The sequence below is a fragment of the Dehalobacter sp. DCM genome (assembly GCF_024972775.1).
Classification (GTDB): Bacteria; Bacillota; Desulfitobacteriia; order Desulfitobacteriales; family Syntrophobotulaceae; genus Dehalobacter.
The window spans coordinates 3,675,305-3,691,979 of the sequence record NZ_CP092282.1 but is presented as its reverse complement, the minus strand read 5'-3'; the positions used below and the strand labels follow the sequence as shown (position 1 = coordinate 3,691,979).

The 16,675-nt window shown below is 43.8% G+C and carries 17 protein-coding genes; 10 read left to right on the top strand and 7 right to left on the bottom strand.

From position 1 onward, the window contains the following. Window positions 1-21 precede the first annotated feature (21 nt). Window positions 22-858, top strand: a complete 837-nt coding sequence (locus tag LPY66_RS17145; protein ID WP_337988129.1) for an ADP-ribosylglycohydrolase family protein — start codon at window positions 22-24, stop codon at window positions 856-858. A 7-nt stretch (window positions 859-865) separates the two neighbouring features. On the opposite strand, the gene LPY66_RS17140 is transcribed toward LPY66_RS17145, so the two are convergent. Then, entirely contained in the window at window positions 866-994 is a 129-nt protein-coding gene (locus LPY66_RS17140; protein ID WP_337985459.1) for a hypothetical protein, read from the bottom strand. Window positions 995-1,417: 423 nt separating this feature from the next. On the opposite strand from LPY66_RS17140, the gene LPY66_RS17135 reads away from it, so the two are divergent. Genes LPY66_RS17135 through LPY66_RS17125 form a run of 3 tightly spaced genes read left to right on the top strand, consistent with a single transcriptional unit; the run spans window position 1,418 to window position 6,828 of the window. Next, entirely contained in the window at window positions 1,418-2,209 is a 792-nt protein-coding gene (locus LPY66_RS17135; RefSeq protein WP_337985458.1) for a CheR family methyltransferase, read from the top strand. Between the two features lie 28 nt (window positions 2,210-2,237). Continuing rightward, window positions 2,238-5,231 (top strand): response regulator, encoded by a 2,994-nt coding sequence (locus tag LPY66_RS17130; RefSeq protein ID WP_337985457.1) that lies wholly within the window; start codon window positions 2,238-2,240, stop codon window positions 5,229-5,231. Further along, window positions 5,221-6,828, top strand: a complete 1,608-nt coding sequence (locus LPY66_RS17125; protein WP_337985456.1) for an HD domain-containing protein — start codon at window positions 5,221-5,223, stop codon at window positions 6,826-6,828. Before LPY66_RS17130 ends, LPY66_RS17125 begins: the two co-directional genes overlap by 11 nt. 66 nt (window positions 6,829-6,894) lie before the next feature. On the opposite strand, the gene LPY66_RS21040 is transcribed toward LPY66_RS17125, so the two are convergent. Next, window positions 6,895-6,972, bottom strand: a complete 78-nt coding sequence (locus LPY66_RS21040) for a putative holin-like toxin (protein WP_443112496.1) — start codon at window positions 6,970-6,972, stop codon at window positions 6,895-6,897. Between the two features lie 164 nt (window positions 6,973-7,136). After that, window positions 7,137-8,228 carry a ribosome small subunit-dependent GTPase A gene (gene rsgA, locus LPY66_RS17120; protein ID WP_337988128.1) on the bottom strand — a complete coding sequence of 364 codons (1,092 nt, stop codon included), beginning with the start codon at window positions 8,226-8,228 and terminating at the stop codon, window positions 7,137-7,139. Between the two features lie 320 nt (window positions 8,229-8,548). Here rsgA and LPY66_RS17115 point away from each other — a divergent pair, with 320 nt between their 5' ends. Further along, the gene (locus LPY66_RS17115) at window positions 8,549-8,815 is read left to right on the top strand and encodes a type II toxin-antitoxin system Phd/YefM family antitoxin (protein ID WP_337985455.1); all 267 of its coding nucleotides are present in this window, start codon (window positions 8,549-8,551) and stop codon (window positions 8,813-8,815) included. Beyond that, window positions 8,802-9,119 (top strand): type II toxin-antitoxin system RelE/ParE family toxin, encoded by a 318-nt coding sequence (locus LPY66_RS17110; RefSeq protein WP_337985454.1) that lies wholly within the window; start codon window positions 8,802-8,804, stop codon window positions 9,117-9,119. Before LPY66_RS17115 ends, LPY66_RS17110 begins: the two co-directional genes overlap by 14 nt. 21 nt (window positions 9,120-9,140) lie before the next feature. On the opposite strand, the gene LPY66_RS17105 is transcribed toward LPY66_RS17110, so the two are convergent. The 4 genes from LPY66_RS17105 to LPY66_RS17090 all read right to left on the bottom strand — a co-directional run bounded on the left by LPY66_RS17105 (window position 9,141) and on the right by LPY66_RS17090 (window position 11,899). After that, on the bottom strand, window positions 9,141-9,449 hold the full coding sequence (locus tag LPY66_RS17105) for a hypothetical protein (protein ID WP_337985453.1): 309 nt from the start codon (window positions 9,447-9,449) through the stop codon (window positions 9,141-9,143). Between the two features lie 273 nt (window positions 9,450-9,722). Further along, window positions 9,723-10,388 carry an RNA-binding S4 domain-containing protein gene (locus LPY66_RS17100; RefSeq protein WP_337985452.1) on the bottom strand — a complete coding sequence of 222 codons (666 nt, stop codon included), beginning with the start codon at window positions 10,386-10,388 and terminating at the stop codon, window positions 9,723-9,725. A gap of 240 nt (window positions 10,389-10,628) precedes the next feature. Further along, complete coding sequence (locus LPY66_RS17095; protein WP_337985451.1) at window positions 10,629-11,453, bottom strand: alpha/beta fold hydrolase; 825 nt, start codon at window positions 11,451-11,453, stop codon at window positions 10,629-10,631. A gap of 2 nt (window positions 11,454-11,455) precedes the next feature. Beyond that, window positions 11,456-11,899: a helix-turn-helix domain-containing protein gene (locus tag LPY66_RS17090; protein WP_337985450.1), complete on the bottom strand. Its 444-nt coding sequence runs from the start codon at window positions 11,897-11,899 to the stop codon at window positions 11,456-11,458. Window positions 11,900-12,327: 428 nt separating this feature from the next. On the opposite strand from LPY66_RS17090, the gene LPY66_RS17085 reads away from it, so the two are divergent. The 4 genes from LPY66_RS17085 to LPY66_RS17070 all read left to right on the top strand — a co-directional run bounded on the left by LPY66_RS17085 (window position 12,328) and on the right by LPY66_RS17070 (window position 16,675). Continuing rightward, window positions 12,328-12,816, top strand: coding sequence for a PH domain-containing protein (locus LPY66_RS17085; protein ID WP_337985449.1), 489 nt, complete (start codon window positions 12,328-12,330; stop codon window positions 12,814-12,816). 8 nt (window positions 12,817-12,824) lie between these two features. Continuing rightward, window positions 12,825-14,279 carry a PH domain-containing protein gene (locus LPY66_RS17080; protein WP_337985448.1) on the top strand — a complete coding sequence of 485 codons (1,455 nt, stop codon included), beginning with the start codon at window positions 12,825-12,827 and terminating at the stop codon, window positions 14,277-14,279. A 157-nt stretch (window positions 14,280-14,436) separates the two neighbouring features. Next, window positions 14,437-15,291 carry a YfjL-like protein gene (locus LPY66_RS17075; RefSeq protein ID WP_337985447.1) on the top strand — a complete coding sequence of 285 codons (855 nt, stop codon included), beginning with the start codon at window positions 14,437-14,439 and terminating at the stop codon, window positions 15,289-15,291. Between the two features lie 142 nt (window positions 15,292-15,433). Beyond that, window positions 15,434-16,675: a DUF5050 domain-containing protein gene (locus LPY66_RS17070; RefSeq protein WP_337985446.1), complete on the top strand. Its 1,242-nt coding sequence runs from the start codon at window positions 15,434-15,436 to the stop codon at window positions 16,673-16,675.

Here is a 16,675-nt window from a genome sequence, read left to right as displayed (position 1 = left end):
ATTTGGATATGTTTGGAAGGAATGAACGGCATGATCGGAGCAATCATCGGAGACATCGTGGGATCACGGTTTGAGTTTAATAATTACAAGGCCAAAGATTTCGAATTATTTACGGATCAATGCCGGGTAACCGATGACAGTATCATGACCCTGGCTGTGGCCAAAGCCATTATGGAAACGGAAAAAATAACCCGGACGCCTTTCGATGCGGATCGGGATGACAGCGGGTATTACGCGGTGCTCGGGGAAATGGCTGTCAAAACTATGCAAGAAATCGGACGCAAATACCCGAATTGCGGCTATGGCGGGATGTTCAACCGTTGGCTGTTCAGCCACACGCCACAGCCCTACAATAGCTTCGGCAATGGGGCCGCAATGCGGATCAGTCCGGCAGGGTTTACCGCCACATCGGAAATCGAAGCGAAAGAACTCGCGGCCACAATTACCAAAGTCACTCATAATCATGCGGAGGGGATCAAAGGGGCGATCGCTGTTGCCGTCGCCATCTTTATGGCTGCTCACAGCGGCACGAAAGAGGCGATCCGGGAGAAGATCACCACGCACTACTATCCATTGAATTTCACCATTGACCAAATCAGAGCGACGTATGAATTTAACCCCACGTGTCAGGCGACGGTGCCCCAAGCCATCGAAGCTTTTTTGGAATCGGTTTCCTTTGAGGATGCCATTCGCCTTGCCGTTTCGCTGGGTGGAGACAGCGATACCTTGGCGGCCATCGCCGGCGCCATTTCCGAAGCGTATTATGGGGTACCGGAAGAGATGAAAGAGAAGGCGCTGACCTATCTGGATGATGATTTGCGTGCCATCTATGAGGAGTGGGATGTCTTTTGCCGCTGACGTTTTTTCATGATTGTTCCAACACATCCGGATTATCATTTTTCTTTTGATTTTGCTTAAAGGTTGCGCTGCGTGATTGGTGTTTTGCATTATCTTTACTTTCGCGCTTTGTTGTAACGTCGTTTTTTTGCTTCAATTGTTATATCCTCCATTTTCAGTAAATCCCCTGAGACTTTTATTATTATGATGAAGCTAATGCTTTTTTATGTAGTTGAAAATCACGCAATTCCATTGCGTGAATAAAAAAACCGCCCGGCGGTTTTTCTTATTTTTGCCTCCTGGTAGGAGACGGTATTTCAAATTTCGCCACCGATGGCGAATTTGAAATATTTTTGTTGAGTACGCTATTTAACAAGAATTTTGGAGAGTAAGAAGAAGGCCAATCAAATTTTGGATAAATATGTAGAAAATTCTAGATCAATAAAATATAATTATATTATCTAGAATGATGCTAAATATCGATTTATGATCTGTGATTGAAGCAATAATTCTTTGGGTAGGAAGGAACATTATTTTGACGAGTCAAATCGATAGAGAACTGAAAGTATTCATAACGACTATGAGCCGGAAACATGGAAGGGATATCTCAGTCTTTGAAGAGTCTTTCCTAAGAAATTCAGTGGAAAGAAGATCAGACTTATTAGGTGTTAAACAAAGCGAGTATCTCAGGTATGTCGAAGAGAACCGCGAGGAAGCGGAAAATTTTTATCATTCACTGAACATAACATTCACTCAGTTTTTTCGGAATTCACTGACGTTTGCACTGCTTGAACAGTATATTATTCCAAGATTAATCAATAAAAAAGCAAACCGCGGCGCAATCCGCATCTGGTCTGCCGGATGCTCTTGCGGCCAGGAGCCCTACTCTTTGGCGATACTTCTATCCGAACTGATCAGTGCCCAGGAACAAGCAGTTACCTATCGAATCTTGGCGACCGACAGCTCCCAGCAAGCGCTATCCATAGCGAAAGAGGGGATTTACGACAAGACCGGGGTCAATAATGTCAAGGTTCAGTTCCTGGAAAAATATTTTACCAGGAAAGATGAAATGTATGCGGTCAGCTCTCAAATAAAACAACAAATTACTTTCTCTTATTACGACTTGCTGGACCCATTCTCCAATAATCCTCCGGAAAGTATCTATGGGGATTTTGATCTTGTGATCTGCAGCAATTTATTATTCTACTATAAGCCGGAAATACAACAGCTTATCATAGACAAATTACAAAAATCACTATCGTATATTGGATATCTGGTCACAGGCGAAGCAGAAACAGCATTAATTCAAAAAACCAGTAAACTAAAGATGGTTCAGATGCCCTCAACAATATTCACGAATTATTCGTATTAAAGTTATTCGTATTCAAGAGGAGGATTTCATGAAAGCAAAAAACATGACAATTGGTACGCAGCTTAAAATAAGTATTGCCTCTACGTTACTATTTGTTGTTGTGCTAGGGGTTGTCTCTTTCTATCAATCCGATCAGCTGAACCTGCAGACTGAAACAATCTATAATCATCCATTACAAATAAGACAAGCAATCGGTCATCTTGAGAATGATATCCTGACGATGCGATTAAGCTTGAAAGATCTGATGCTGGCAACAAGTGACGATGAGAAACGCCAATCCTTGCAATTAACGGAGTTATCCCATCAGGATGCTTTAAAGCAATTTGATGTCTTATACGAAAGGTACCTGGGGCCTAAGACCGATATCGACGAAGCGAAGAACGCCTTTGACAAGTGGACAATAGCCCGTCAGGATAATGTTAATCTAGCGCTGGCCGGAGAAATAGATACCGTAAAAAAGAACCTCCTTCCGGGAGGCTATGTCGGATCCTATCGGGACCAGATGCTGGCCCGTATTGAAAAAATTGACACATTTGCTTATAACAAAGCCAACAACTTATACCAAGATTCAGAGGAGTTACATAATTTGCTGAACTGGCAATTGATATTGCTTATTGCCGTGATTCTGCTGCTCTCTCTCGTTGTTAATTACCGATTGTTACGTAATATTAATCAACCGCTCAATGAACTTACCAACGCAACACACCGGTTTCAAAAAGGAGATCTTGACGCCCGGTCTGCCTATGCGTTAAAAAATGAGTTCGGAGTTCTGACGTCTGCCTTTAATGAGTTGGCAGCAAGCATCCAACAAAACATAATCTTGAATGCTAAGACCTCAAAACTTACTTCTGTAATGCTGAGCGTTTATGATACCAAACAGTTTTTCCGCGAAACACTGAATGCTCTCCTCAATCATACCGGTTGCCAAATGGCGGCGATTTATCTGTTAAGTGATGATCAAAAGACTTACGACCACTTCGCGTCCATCGGACTGGAAGACAAAGCCAGGGTGTCTTTTGACGCGGCCAACCTCGAAGGCGAATTCGGGCCTGTTCTGACAACGCGTCAGCTTCAGCATATCAAGAACATTCCGGAAGATACTCGTTTTTTGTTTCACACAGTGAACGGAAAATTGATTCCCCGCGAAATCGTAACGATCCCAATTATGGCCGGCGATCAGATCACTGCCATTATTTCTCTCATTAATATCGACCGGTTTGATCAGCAAGCGATTGAATTGATTCGCAACACGACAGTTACTATGAGCGCGCGCATCGAAGGGGTATTGGCCTACCGCAAAATCCAGGAATTTACCGAAGTATTAGAGCGGCAAAACAGAGAATTGGATGCTCAAAAAAGCGAACTTCAAACGCAAACCGTTGAGCTTATGCAGCAAAACGCTGAATTGGAAATGCAGAAAAATCTGTTGGATGAAGCCAGTCATCTCAAAACAAATTTTTTATCAAACATGAGTCATGAGCTTCGCACCCCGCTGAATTCAGTCATCGCTCTTTCCGGAGTTCTTAACCGGCGGCTTTCCGCTAAGATTCCGGAAGAAGAACACCATTATCTGGAAGTCATCGAGCGCAACGGGAAAAATCTCCTATTACTCATCAATGACATTTTGGATATTTCCCGTATTGAAGCCGGGCGTGAGGAAACAGAAATCATAGACTTTTGCGTAAATGACGTCATTGACGAAGTTGTTGAAATGTTCCAGCCAATCGCCAAAGAAAAGAATATTGACCTGCTCAGTTTTAATGAAGACGCTAAACAAATCATCACCAGTGATGTCGATAAATTCCGGCATATAATGCAGAATTTGATCAGCAACGCCGTGAAGTTTACTGAAGAAGGAAAGGTTGCGGTATCCATGCGGCAAAGTGATCAGAAATTAATGGTTTCGGTATCTGATACCGGGATAGGAATAGCTGAAATATACCTGCCATATATTTTCGATGAGTTCCGGCAGGCTGACAACAGCACATCCCGGAAATATGGCGGGACCGGATTGGGTTTAGCCATTGCCAAAAAATACGCCGAAATGCTGGGCGGTACAATTTCAGCAAAAAGCATCCTTCATCAAGGATCGGAGTTTACTTTGTATCTGCCGCTGAGATATGCCGGAGAAAACGGGATGATCAACGGACAGATAGAAGAAGACATTTCCGGCAAGCCGTCGGGTTTGATAAATATGAACAAACATAAATTACTCAGCGTAACGCCTGACCCGTCAAAGAAAACCGTACTGCTGATTGAAGACAGCGAACCGGCTATCATTCAGATTAAAGATTTAATGGAAGAAATCGGCTATCGAATAGAGGTCGCTCGTGCCGCAGGTGAAGCTTTCGCAATTGTTGAGCAAACCATTCCCGACGCCATCATTTTAGATTTGATGATGCCCGGTATAGACGGATTTGCAGTACTGAAAGCCTTAAGAGATGCGGAGGTGACAGCGCATATTCCGGTGCTCATATTGACCGCCAAGCATATTACCAAAGAAGAACTGAAATTTTTAAAACGGAATCATGTTCATCAGCTTATTCAAAAAGGCGATGTGAATCGAATCGAACTCCAAAATGCAGTGACAACCATGTTATTTCCACAAACTCTGGAAGAGGAAAAAACGCGTCGTGAAGGCAGGCCGATTCAAGGAAAACCGGTGGTTTTGGTAGTGGAGGATAACCCGGACAACATGCTGAGTGTGAAAGCATTGCTGGCCGATCAGTATGTTGTTTTGGAAGCAACTGACGGTAATCAAAGCGTGGATATAGCAAAGCAGCACATGCCAAATCTGATCTTAATGGATATCGCACTGCCCGTTATGGATGGTATCGAAGCTTTCCAAGCGATAAGAAAGATGCCTGAATTAAGCCATATCCCTGTCATTGCCCTGACTGCCAGCGCGATGTTGATTGAACGCGAAACCATTCTGGCCTACGGATTTGATGCTTTTATAGCAAAACCCATCATCGAGAAGCAGTTTTGGCAAGTAATAAGAGAGGTGCTTTATGGAGAATAGAAGCTTGAAGATTTTAGCGGTTGATGATAACCATGATAATCTCATCAGCTTAGAAGCGCTATTAAAAGAGATTTTCCCTGAAGCCTTATTATTGAAGGCGCTTAACGGTGAAATAGGCCTTAAACTGGCTGCGGAGGAAGATCCGGATGTAATCCTGCTCGACATCGTAATGCCGGGAATGGACGGATTTGAAGTGTGCAGAAAGCTGAAAGTGGACAGAAACTTAAGCGACATCCCTGTGGTTTTTATCACGGCAATCAAAGGGGATAAAGAGCACCGCATCCGTGCGCTCGAATGTGGTGCTGAAGCTTTTCTTGCTAAACCGATTGATGAATGTGAACTCACTGCCCAGATTCGCGCGATGCTGAAAATTAAAAACGCCAATAGAGAAAAACGCGATGAAAAGGAACGACTGGCAAGATTGGTTGAAGAGCAAACCCGTGAGCTCAGAAAAGCCCATTCCAAAACCTTAAGACTGTTGGATGATTTAAAGAAAGAAAATGAAGCGCGGAAAAAGAGTGAGAAAGCATTAATAGAAACGAAAGACAACCTGGAGTATTTAAGTAATCACGACGACCTTACCGGACTCTATAATCGAAGATTTTATGAAGAAGAGTTGATCAGAAAAGATACGGAAAAAAACCTTCCCCTATCCATTATCATGGCGGATATTAATGGATTGAAGCTTATTAATGACTCCTTCGGCCATGCTAAAGGAGATGAGCTCCTTATGAAGGCGGCCCAGGAGATCAGGGATGGCTGCCGGTCCGGCGACATCATCGCCAGGCTGGGAGGGGATGAATTCGTAATTATCTTACCCAGAACCGATACCCCGACCGTCCAACAGATTATGAAGCGCATTACAGACCGAATCATCAACAAAAAAGTAGAAACCATTGACATTTCTATTTCTTTCGGTTATGAAACAAAATATCAATCAGAAGAAGATATCCAGGAGATCATAAAAAAAGCTGAAGACAATATGTACAGACAAAAGCTCTATGAAAGTTCCAGCCAAAGAAGCAAAACCATCGATTTGATTATGAATGCGTTATTCGCAAAAAGCAATAGAGAGATGTCCCATTCCAAGAGGGTCAGCGAGATTTGTGAAACCATCGCTATCAGTATGAAGTTAAATAAAGAGATGGTGAATCAGATTAAAATAGCCGGATTGATGCATGATATCGGAAAAATGGGAGTAAATGAAAAAATCCTGAATAAACCCCATCGTTTAACTGGTGAAGAATGGAAAGAAATAAAAAGGCATCCGGAAATCGGGTATAGAATATTGAGTTCAGCCAATGAGTTTTCCGAAATTGCCGGCTATATCCTGGAACATCATGAAAGGTGGGATGGCCAAGGCTATCCCAAAGGTTTAAAAGGCGACGAAATCTCATTGCAAGCAAGGATTATTGCCATAGCTGACGCCTGCGACGCCATGACTTGCTATCGGCCTTACAGCAATGGTTTATCTGAAATGGAAGCGAGAAAAGAAATAAAACGATGTTCCGGCACGCAATTTGATCCGGTTATTACAGAGGTATTTCTGGAGAAGTGTATGGGTAGAGAAAAATCAATAATGGACAATTTAGCATAGGCACTTAAACAAAATGAAATATTACCGTTATTGTCCATTGCCCTAAGGAGATAATCGTTCTTATGATTAAAGATAATCAAGCCAGTTCAATGTATGCGAGCTTCCAAAGGATATCATCAGGGTAAGTGCTTGATATACTTCCATGGCATCACCTCCTTCCCGGAGGGATGCCGACCGCCCCGCAGCCATCTTTGCAGGGCAAAATACCAAGACTTTAGAATCACGTGAAGAATTCGTAGCGTGAATAAAAAAACGCCCGGCTAAAGTGCAATCGGATACTGATTGCGCGATTGGCCGGGCGGTTTTTCTTATTGTCGATTATTTGTATAGTGTCTCTTGTTTTTAACGTGCTGCATCAGCTGCTTCATTTCGCCCTTACTTCCGAACATGCGCTTGATTTTCTCCTGTTCCCGCTGTCGGAAGTTCAGGCCTTCATAGTCGAGTTCTTTTTGCAGCTTAAGATAGTTCTCAAAACGTTCCTGGGGCAGCTCTCCTGCCGCAATGGCTTCTCTAACGGCACAGCCCGGTTCGGCAGTGTGTGAACAATCCGGGAATTTGCATCCTGTTGCCAAATCCGCAATATCGTCAAAGGACCGGGACAGATCCGCTGAACTTAAGTGCAATTCACGCATCCCCGGCGTGTCGATGACGATCGTGCCCTGAGGCAGGAGCATTAGCTGGCGATGTGTCGTCGTATGCCGTCCTTTATCGTCTTTACGGGTTTCATGGGTGGCGAGGATCTCGCTGTTCATCAGCCGGTTGATCAGGGTGGATTTGCCGACCCCGGAAGAACCCAGCAAGGCGATTGTTTTGCCTTTGGTCAGATAAGAAACAACCTGTTCATAGCCGTAGTCCTCAAGGCTGGAGCAGGTGATGACATCACAGCCCACGCACACCGTGGCGATCTCAGCCAGTTTTTGGCTCAAATCAGCACATAAGTCCGTTTTGGTCAAGACGACCACCGGGGTAGACCCGCTGTCCCAGGCGATGGCAAGGTATCGTTCCAGTCGGCGCAGGTTGAAATCTGCGTTTAAGGACATGCAGAGAAATACCTGATCGATGTTGGCCGCGATGATTTGCAGAGTATTCGCCGTTCCAGCCGCTTTGCGGACAAACACACTTTGGCGCTTTAAAATGTGATGAATCACAGCCCTGCCGCTGCGGTCATCGTCCCTGTCGATCATGACCCAGTCACCCACAGCCGGGAAGTCTTCGCAGCCACTGGCCTGATAAGCCAACTTTCCCGAGACACTCGCCTGTAATTCGCCCTGTTCACTGATCACCTGATACATTTCACGATGCTGTTCGGATACGCGTGCCAAATACAATCCGTCATAGCAATCTGCTTGCCGGATAAAATAGTCAGTTAATCCATATTCTTTTAAATGATGATATTCCATATTTAAATGATGATAATCCATAGTTCCTCCAAAATAAATAGTAAATGGCTCTTTTTTTGGAGGGGTTCAGGGTAGTTATTCCTTGCCCTCCACCTTCAGGACAAGGACCGGATTTAATTGCCGTAACATAAACGCGTTTCTCCTTTGTTGTATTTGCAGTATAGACTTAATTATCTCCTTAATTATACCATAAAATCCCTCGGACCAACTTAAAGAAAATAATCAACTATTTCATTTTAAATTATTTTGGCATATTATGTTGTTGCCGTGATAAAATGATGATAATATAATGATAAAAGAATGCGAAAGGGGGCAGCAATGTGATTCATATCAGACCTGTTTCAGATCTGAGAAATAAATTTCCGGAAATTGAAGAATTAGTTGTTCGAGAAGGTGAGCCTGTTTATTTAACGAAAAACGGATATGGCTCGATGGTAGTGTTAAGCTTAGAAAAATACGCAGAATTAACTGATGATATCGAAATGAAACTTGATGAGGCGGATAAAGAAGCGGCTTCAACAAATATCCGGCATACGCACGATGAGGTTTTCTCCAAGGTGAGAGGCAGGATCCATGACGGAAGATAAGTATTCTTTAAGGTATATTCCCAGATTCGAAGCGGACCTTAATGAAATTGTTGATTATTTGGTATTTACGCTCCATAATACCGATGCTGCAGAAAAGTTTATCAATCGGGTTGAAAACGTAATTACTGAAAGACTTCATTGTCCCTTATCTTTCCAGCCATTTCAATCGAAGAGGAAAAGAAAAAATCCGTATTACCGGATTTATATTGATAATTTTACTGTCTTCTATGTTGTTATTGATAATGTGATGGAAATCAGAAGAATACTATATAAAGGCAGAGACACAGTTAACTTAGTAAAATAAACAAAATATACGATATATTAATTACTGAATCGGCACCTCAATGGACTCCGGACTTATCGTGGTATAAATGATCCCCTTAACGGCAAGTGTCATTTCCTCACTCCGGCCCTGAAACTGAAAGGTTTTGGCGGTCGGAGTCTGACTTTCTGGCTGCTCGTCCGTAAATTTAGCAGCATTAAGGAGTTTTACCTCTTCCCCCTTGATCAACAGCCCCATGGCGGGCGTCCCCCGGCTGAGCACTGTCACACGGGTGATATCCTTTTCTGTGGTGACATCCTTCACCACCAGATCTTCGGCAACTTTTAAATCGTTGGTCAAAATCCTCCGCACTGCTTCGGTCCTCCTGGGCTTCATAGTCATGGATGTTCGTGTAAGTCACCGTTTTCCGTTTCTTTAATATTTTTATTCTTTCTTCCGCTCCTTCTTCCGCTCCATGACCAGTTGGAGCAGGGCTTCTTTATCGCCGGACTTCGCCTTTTTAACCTGGCCGGTCAGATCCATTGCGATTCCTCCTTCTGACAGTAAGAGTCTCCCCAAGGCCGGAAAGTTCAATGTTTTATTTCCGTTTGTAAAAATAAAATCGGCTAAGCCGATTTTATAATACTACTTTTTATCTCTTAGCGGGATCGCTTTTTTCACGTTGCTATTCAATGCTTTCTCCGATGTTACCTTCTTCATCGGGCTTATTTTATCCGTCTTTGCGCTATAGGACTTCAGGGGTCTATGTTTTCTTCTGCCTTGAGACACTTTACCCCGATTAATGGTCACCTTTTGACCTGCCGCCAACGGGTAGTTATATAATGTTGTCATTTCGCCGTCCACAGAAACCTGGCGATGGGCGAGAAGAGACTTAATCGAATTTCTCCCTTCTTGGGGCAGCTGCTCATAAAGGAAGTTTAACAATTCATTTTGTTTATCCACGATCAGGTGATCGAGTTTTTGGGGTCTCCTTTTGGGGGCTGGCTTAGGGTCTGCATCCGGTTTGACCTGGGACTCCGTCATCGGTGCGGGTTTTGCTTTCAGCTTCGGATTTGTTCCGGACTTCAGAAAAGGCTTTTGATCCGACTTGGTCTGGGGCTTTAATTCCGGCTTCGTATTGGGTTTTGTCCCCAGTTTCGTATTGGGCTTAGTTCCTAGTTTTGGATTAAGCTTAGTTCCCAGTTTCGTATTGGGCTTAGTTCCTAGTTTTGGATTAAGCTTAGTTCCCGGTTTCGTATTGGGCTTAGTTCCGGATTTCGTATTCGATGGCGTGCGTATCGCTTTTTTCATTGGTTGACTCCTTCATCATCACAATTTTAAGTAAATCAGATCATGCCATAAGCAGATAGAAATTATCAATCATTTAGAATTTGATATTATTGTACTAGTATTAGCTATTACAGGGAAAATAGCAATAGGCAAAGCCAGTAAGCGGAAATTAGCCGCGCCGTATTTGCATAAACCGGCACCGCAATCGGCTCCGGACTTATTGTGGTATAAACTGAAAGGTTTTGGCGATGGTCATCGTCGTTATTCGATCAGAAATGGGATAATATACTCTATGGAATTAGTCACCACATGCCCGCAATTGGAAAGCAAACGAATTTCGGCTGATGCCACAACACGCGAGAGCCTTTGTGCCGATCTTTTGGCATCAATGATGATATCATCTTCTCCATCGATAAAGAGAACAGGCATGGTGAGACGGAGCAATTGTTCGTCCTCATATACTGGCAGAGATTGTATCGGGTTGTAACTTTCGGTAATCAGATTCATAAAATCGAGTATTTCTTTTGGAATATTATGTTCTCCGATAATGTCAGAGGTCATTGGCACCGTTCCGTCTGCCTGCCGTGTTTGCTCCACATTGAGAAGAAATTGCGGCCGAATGTTGGCAAGGCCTGCGGATGCGATAAGAATCAGCTTGGAAACACGTTCCGGATAAGCTGTTGCAAATTTGAGAGCCATCCAACCGCCGAGGGAGTTGCCGATGAACACGGCTTTTTCAAGGCCAAGGGCACCCAGGACATCCTTCATCCAGAGTGCAAAAGCATCTGAATCAAGGTCCGGTCTGTATTCTTCGCTGTTTCCTGCTTCGCCGATAATGTCAACGGCATAGACCCTATAATTGCTGGATAGGGCTATGATCTCGGGAAACCAGAATGCACTGTTGCTACAGGAACCGTGCAGCAGAATTATGGGCGGATTCGACTCCTGGCCGGCTGTCAGTATGAACGTCTGTCCAAAGGTAGTCTCGACGTATCGCTGCCCAAATGGGAACTGGCTAAGTATTTGGTTGTATTGGGCCCTAAAATGATCTCGGCTTGCTAAAGTCTTGAAGACACTGTTTTTCATATTTATTCACCCCTATTTTGTTCTGTCAGTGAGGCTATCGTGTCCATCATCACTGCCATAAAGCGGATGTCGCCCCAGAGCGTAACACGAACCATATTTTCACGCTCGATATACTGTGACTGCATGGACGACTGTTCGTATTCCGGCGGTTTGGCGTTCAGGGCGGCAGTTAGCGTGTTCATGATACGGATGGCATCCTCTTTTCCGTATGCAATGATATCGATCACTGATGAGGTGATGATGCGGCGCGCCGGTCGATTTTCCGAACCGAGCCCTTTGTCGTGGGAACTCTCGACAAAAATACTTAAATCATGGCCAGTGACGCGCCAACTCTTGCCAATCTTTGTTGCGCGCAGTCTGCCCTCCCGAATATACCGCTGGATAGTCTTCGGATGGATATCCAGCATGTCTGAAATCTGCTCGACGGTATAGTAATCTTTGGTCATAAAATGCTCCTTATTGATACTAATAAAGTAATTATAAGTAATAATAGGGAACGTGTCAAGAAAATCTATTAAAAATTATCGAGCCAAAAATTCCAGGTCCAATCGGAACCTGAAAGTCATGTCCCCGTATTTTCTACGATTCAAATTGATTCTCCGGATAAACTAGATCCTGATGAATATAGATACGAAGTGATATCAGAAGATGAATTACGGAAGGTAACATATATAAAAGAACGAATTGATATAATCGAAATTTGGAACCATCAAATACACAATACACGAAGCACGGTCCATCAATCGAGCAGCGGCAGAACCCATGGGGGGATGCTTCTCTAGCATCAGCGCCATTTTTTAGGTAATGGCTTTGTAATCTTCCGTCTGGTATGGGTTATAATAATGAAAAAAGATCCAACAGGTAAGAGGTTATTGTGGCATATCATCATCTGGATAAGAACATTGTAACGGCATGGCGTGTCGCCAGGTTTCTTCGGCTGGCAGTGGTTATAGTTATTTTGGGTATACCGACGCTGATTGTAGCCCGGCAAGATTTCTTTGTACGCCCGGCACCCTATGTCTATGCGGTGGAAGCGTTTATTTTTTTATACCTGATGGTTACGTTGTTTATTTACCCGGTGATTGAATACCGGCAATGGGGCTATCTCATTCTGGACGACAGGATAGAAATCAAGCACGGCATATTTTTCATTGCAACCTCTATCATCCCAGTGATTCGGATTCAGCACATATCCATCGAACATGGTCCCATCCTGCGCAAACTTGGATTGGCCAGCGTCCGAATCCATACCGCAAGCGGTGCCTTTGTCATTGAAGGTCTGGCTGCTGATACAGCGCGGACCATCACCGAAGCGCTGAAGAATCAACTCTATACCCGGCTTCAAGCCCAAGAAAATATGTAGGTGGCAGCATGGAGTTTAAGCATATCAGAGGAAGTATCCTGATCTTATTCGATAAAATAACGGAGCTCCCCTTACTCATCGCAGCGGCCATTGTCAGTATTTTTATTGTCAAAAATTTTGATCCGCAAGTAGTAACACCTATTTTCATCATTGCTTTAAGCCCGCTGGGGAAATTGATACAATATATTTCCACCTTTTATACCGTAGCGGATGGCCATCTGATTGTGGAAACCGGCCTATGGCGAAAAAAAAGGACGGAAATACCGCTAAGGCAAATCACAACGGTGGATTTATCGCAAAATATCCTTTATCAATTAACGAAGACCTATAAAATCAAAGTGGACAATGCGAGTCAAACCATCGATACAGTGGATCAAGCGGAGATCCGGCTGGCTCTGAAAGCGGAGAAAGCGTTGGCCTTTAAACAAGCTATTATTCAAAATAACGCACCGGAGATAACCGATGAAGATAATCGGACTGTCATCACGGCTTCTCTGCGGGATTTTCTAAAACTGGGCTTGCTGCAATCCAAAACCGTTTATGTTATTTCCGGTTTGCCGGTTGCTGTTCCAATCATTACAGCAGCAGCGGTAAAGATCGGCGGTTATCAGAGTACCGACGATTTATTCAACCACGTATTTTCGCATTTTTTAGATCCGCTAGCTTGGGGATTAGGGCTTTTTTCCTTTATTGTCTCTTTTTACGGGATTGCGCTGGCCATCTCCCTGCTCAAAGCGGTCATCACGTATTACAACTATCGGATTTCCGAGAACAGGGAGATTTTAAAGATTGAATACGGCCTTTTGAATAAAAAGAAATATACTTTTCACAAAAACAAGATCAGCGGTGTCTTGTTCAAACAAAACCTGCTCATGCGTTTGTTTCACTGTTATACGGCAACAATTATGGTCATCGGTTACGGGGACAAATCCGACGAGCAAGCCCTGGAACAGGCCATCTTCTATCCCATTGCATCCTTGCCAAAAATGAAAAATATTCTGCAAGCGCTTTTACCCGACTATATCGTGGAGGAAAGTTTACAAAAACCGACTAGCAAAGCCAGACGGTATTTCTTTTACCGTCCGGGATTTATAATAGCCGTCCTTATTTTTATGGGTGCGCTGGTTGCCGGCAGCCTGGGGAGCATCATACTAATCAGTGTTCCTGCCTCCGTACTGCTGGGAATTGCCGGAGTCAGTGTCCTCCTGCAATATGGGAATACCGGTATTTCCTGTAGGGACAATACCATCAATTTATCCTACGGCGGCTATCATAAAACAATAGCCGTTATCAAAACAGCCCGGATAGAGAGCATAACGGCCCTGGGGAGTGTTCTGAAAAGGAAAAAAGGTATTGTTTCCATCAACATTGGGATTACAGCCCCCTTGCGTGAAGCCAATCTAAAGGTGCTGAATTTACCGGCAGAGCAATATTACTTGCTGGCAAGGGTAATGAAATACTAAATGTGATCACTATGTGTTTTAAGTCAATTTGGTATATAATAGGTAAAGAGCAACTAGCATTATTTTCAAAATTATTTCATATATCTACTGAAAAGATGATGTATAGTGTAACGTGCAGCATCTTTTTTGTGCGTAAACTCAAAAGGAGAAAAAGTAAATGAAAAGGTTTGTTAAAATCTTAGCATGTGTTCTTGCCTTGGTCCTCTTTGGAGGTATACTGTGGTTTGCAAACGGTCTGGTGGGAAATCCAGTTTCCAGAATGCTTGCAGAAAATGCGGCTAAAAACTATATAGCGGATAACTATCCGGATCTGCAGCTGGAACTTGCTGACGCTACATATAACTTTAAAAGCAGCAACTACAGTGTGATCGCAAAGTCGCCCACCAGTATCGATACGCACTTTTATATGGCTATTTCCTCTCGCGGACAGATAAAATACGATTCATATAAGGACGATGTTCTTCAAAAACGGAATACCTATGATCGAATAAACAACGGCTATGGTTCAATGGCAGATACGATCTTTGAAAGTGAGGATTTTCCGTATACAAGCTATATCAACTATGCAGAACTGATCGCCCGCCCTGATACAATAGCCACCCATGATCGTAATCCTTTTGAACCGGAATATGGCTTAAATATCGAAGCTTTGGAGCTTGATAAAAAGTATAATGTGGCGGAACTTGGAAAAACAGCGGGGCATATCGTGTTTTATACTGAGGATGAGGATGTCAGTATCAAAAAAGCAGCGGAAATAATGCTTGATCTTAAAAATATTTTGGATCAAAATAAGGTATTCTTTTATGCCATTGATTTTGTGCTTGAAAAACCGCGTCTGGATGAGAAGCCAAATCCCGATGATCCAGCGATTCGCGTCAGTGGATTTTTGTACAGTGATATTTACGAGAATGGCTTAGAACAACGTATTGAAGTGGCTCACGATGCGCTTCAAAAGTATTATGCCGAAGAAGACGCCAAAAGAGCCGAATTTGAAGCGACATTAAATAAGTGATTACAATTACTTTATCGCGCTTGCCTATCTGAAAATGGGCATGAAGGAGCTGGCTTTGCCATATTTGGAAGAAGCCAGCCAAGCTGAATATCCCAATTATTACTCGGAGAAAGCAGAAGAAGTTTTAAAAGGATGAGGTGCGATGAGCGTGTATCGGATAAGAAAAATAAAACAGGGGCTGGTTAGCCTGACGCTGATTCTGATTCTGATGCTCATGTTCGGCTGCGCTGCGGAAGGGTCTGCCACAGATCCCGCCGGTACGGGTGAAACATCGCCGGTTACTAAAGATGCCGGCAGTCAAGAGAATGCTAAGAATATAGCCGCCGTCTCGGATGAGAAGAGCGACAGCATGCACAGTGGTAAGTTCTTCGCCAAGAACGGCGACATCCTGATTTATTATGACGAGCCACAGGAAACGATTTATAAGGTCGATACCGCCAAGAATACAGTCAAGCAACTGGTAAAGACCGACTCTGTTAATAAGCTCTACTTTGACGGCACCTACGTCTACTATATGCCTCACTATTACAGGGGACGGGGTATTTATCGGGTTGATCTCGAGGGGAACGCCGAAAGGATCTGTTCGAATTCTTCGCTGCAGTTGTGGCTGACAGAGGACAAGATCTATTTTACCGACCAGATCGGCTTTGACGACATTAACCAGACCCCGCGCGGCAATTTGTGTACGATGAATAAAGACGGCAGCAATATCCGGATTTTGATCAAGGATGTCGGCAATTATTTTTCCATCCAGGACGAATGGATTTATTACACCCACCTTTATAACAGAGATCTTTACAGGGCGGCGCCGGACGGGAGCCGCGGCGAATTACTGGCCGAAGGGCGCACCTATATCACCGCTGCCGACAATGATTATCTGATTTATACGGATTATGAGGACAGTGAAGCGCAGCATGTGCTGAATATACGGACCGGTGAAAATACGATATTGGGGTATTTTGGCGGTGGGGCCCGGTATAACGGCCAGTTCTATATTATGACCCGAGAGCCAGATGCGGACGGTACGCCTACATTCAAAGGCTGGTCGGTCTTTCAGATTGATCAGAAAACAGGGCAAGCCGTGAAACGTGCTTTCCTGGCAATGGATCGATTTGGGATTGACGGCATGCATTATGTGGATGATAGCTGGATCTATATGAATACAACGGGTGGTGGGCCCACCGGTCAAATGGGGGAATACAGGGTAAAATTACCGTGTGATGATTATCAAGCCGAGTACCTCGTCGAAGAATTTCTCTTTTTTCTAGACGGCAATGGCTATTACATAGAAGAAGGCCAGGATGCTCAGCCCATGACGTTTGCCCGGTTCAATCTGCAGACCGGGAAAATTGACCGCTGGACGCTTCAAGAAATGGCTTTATAG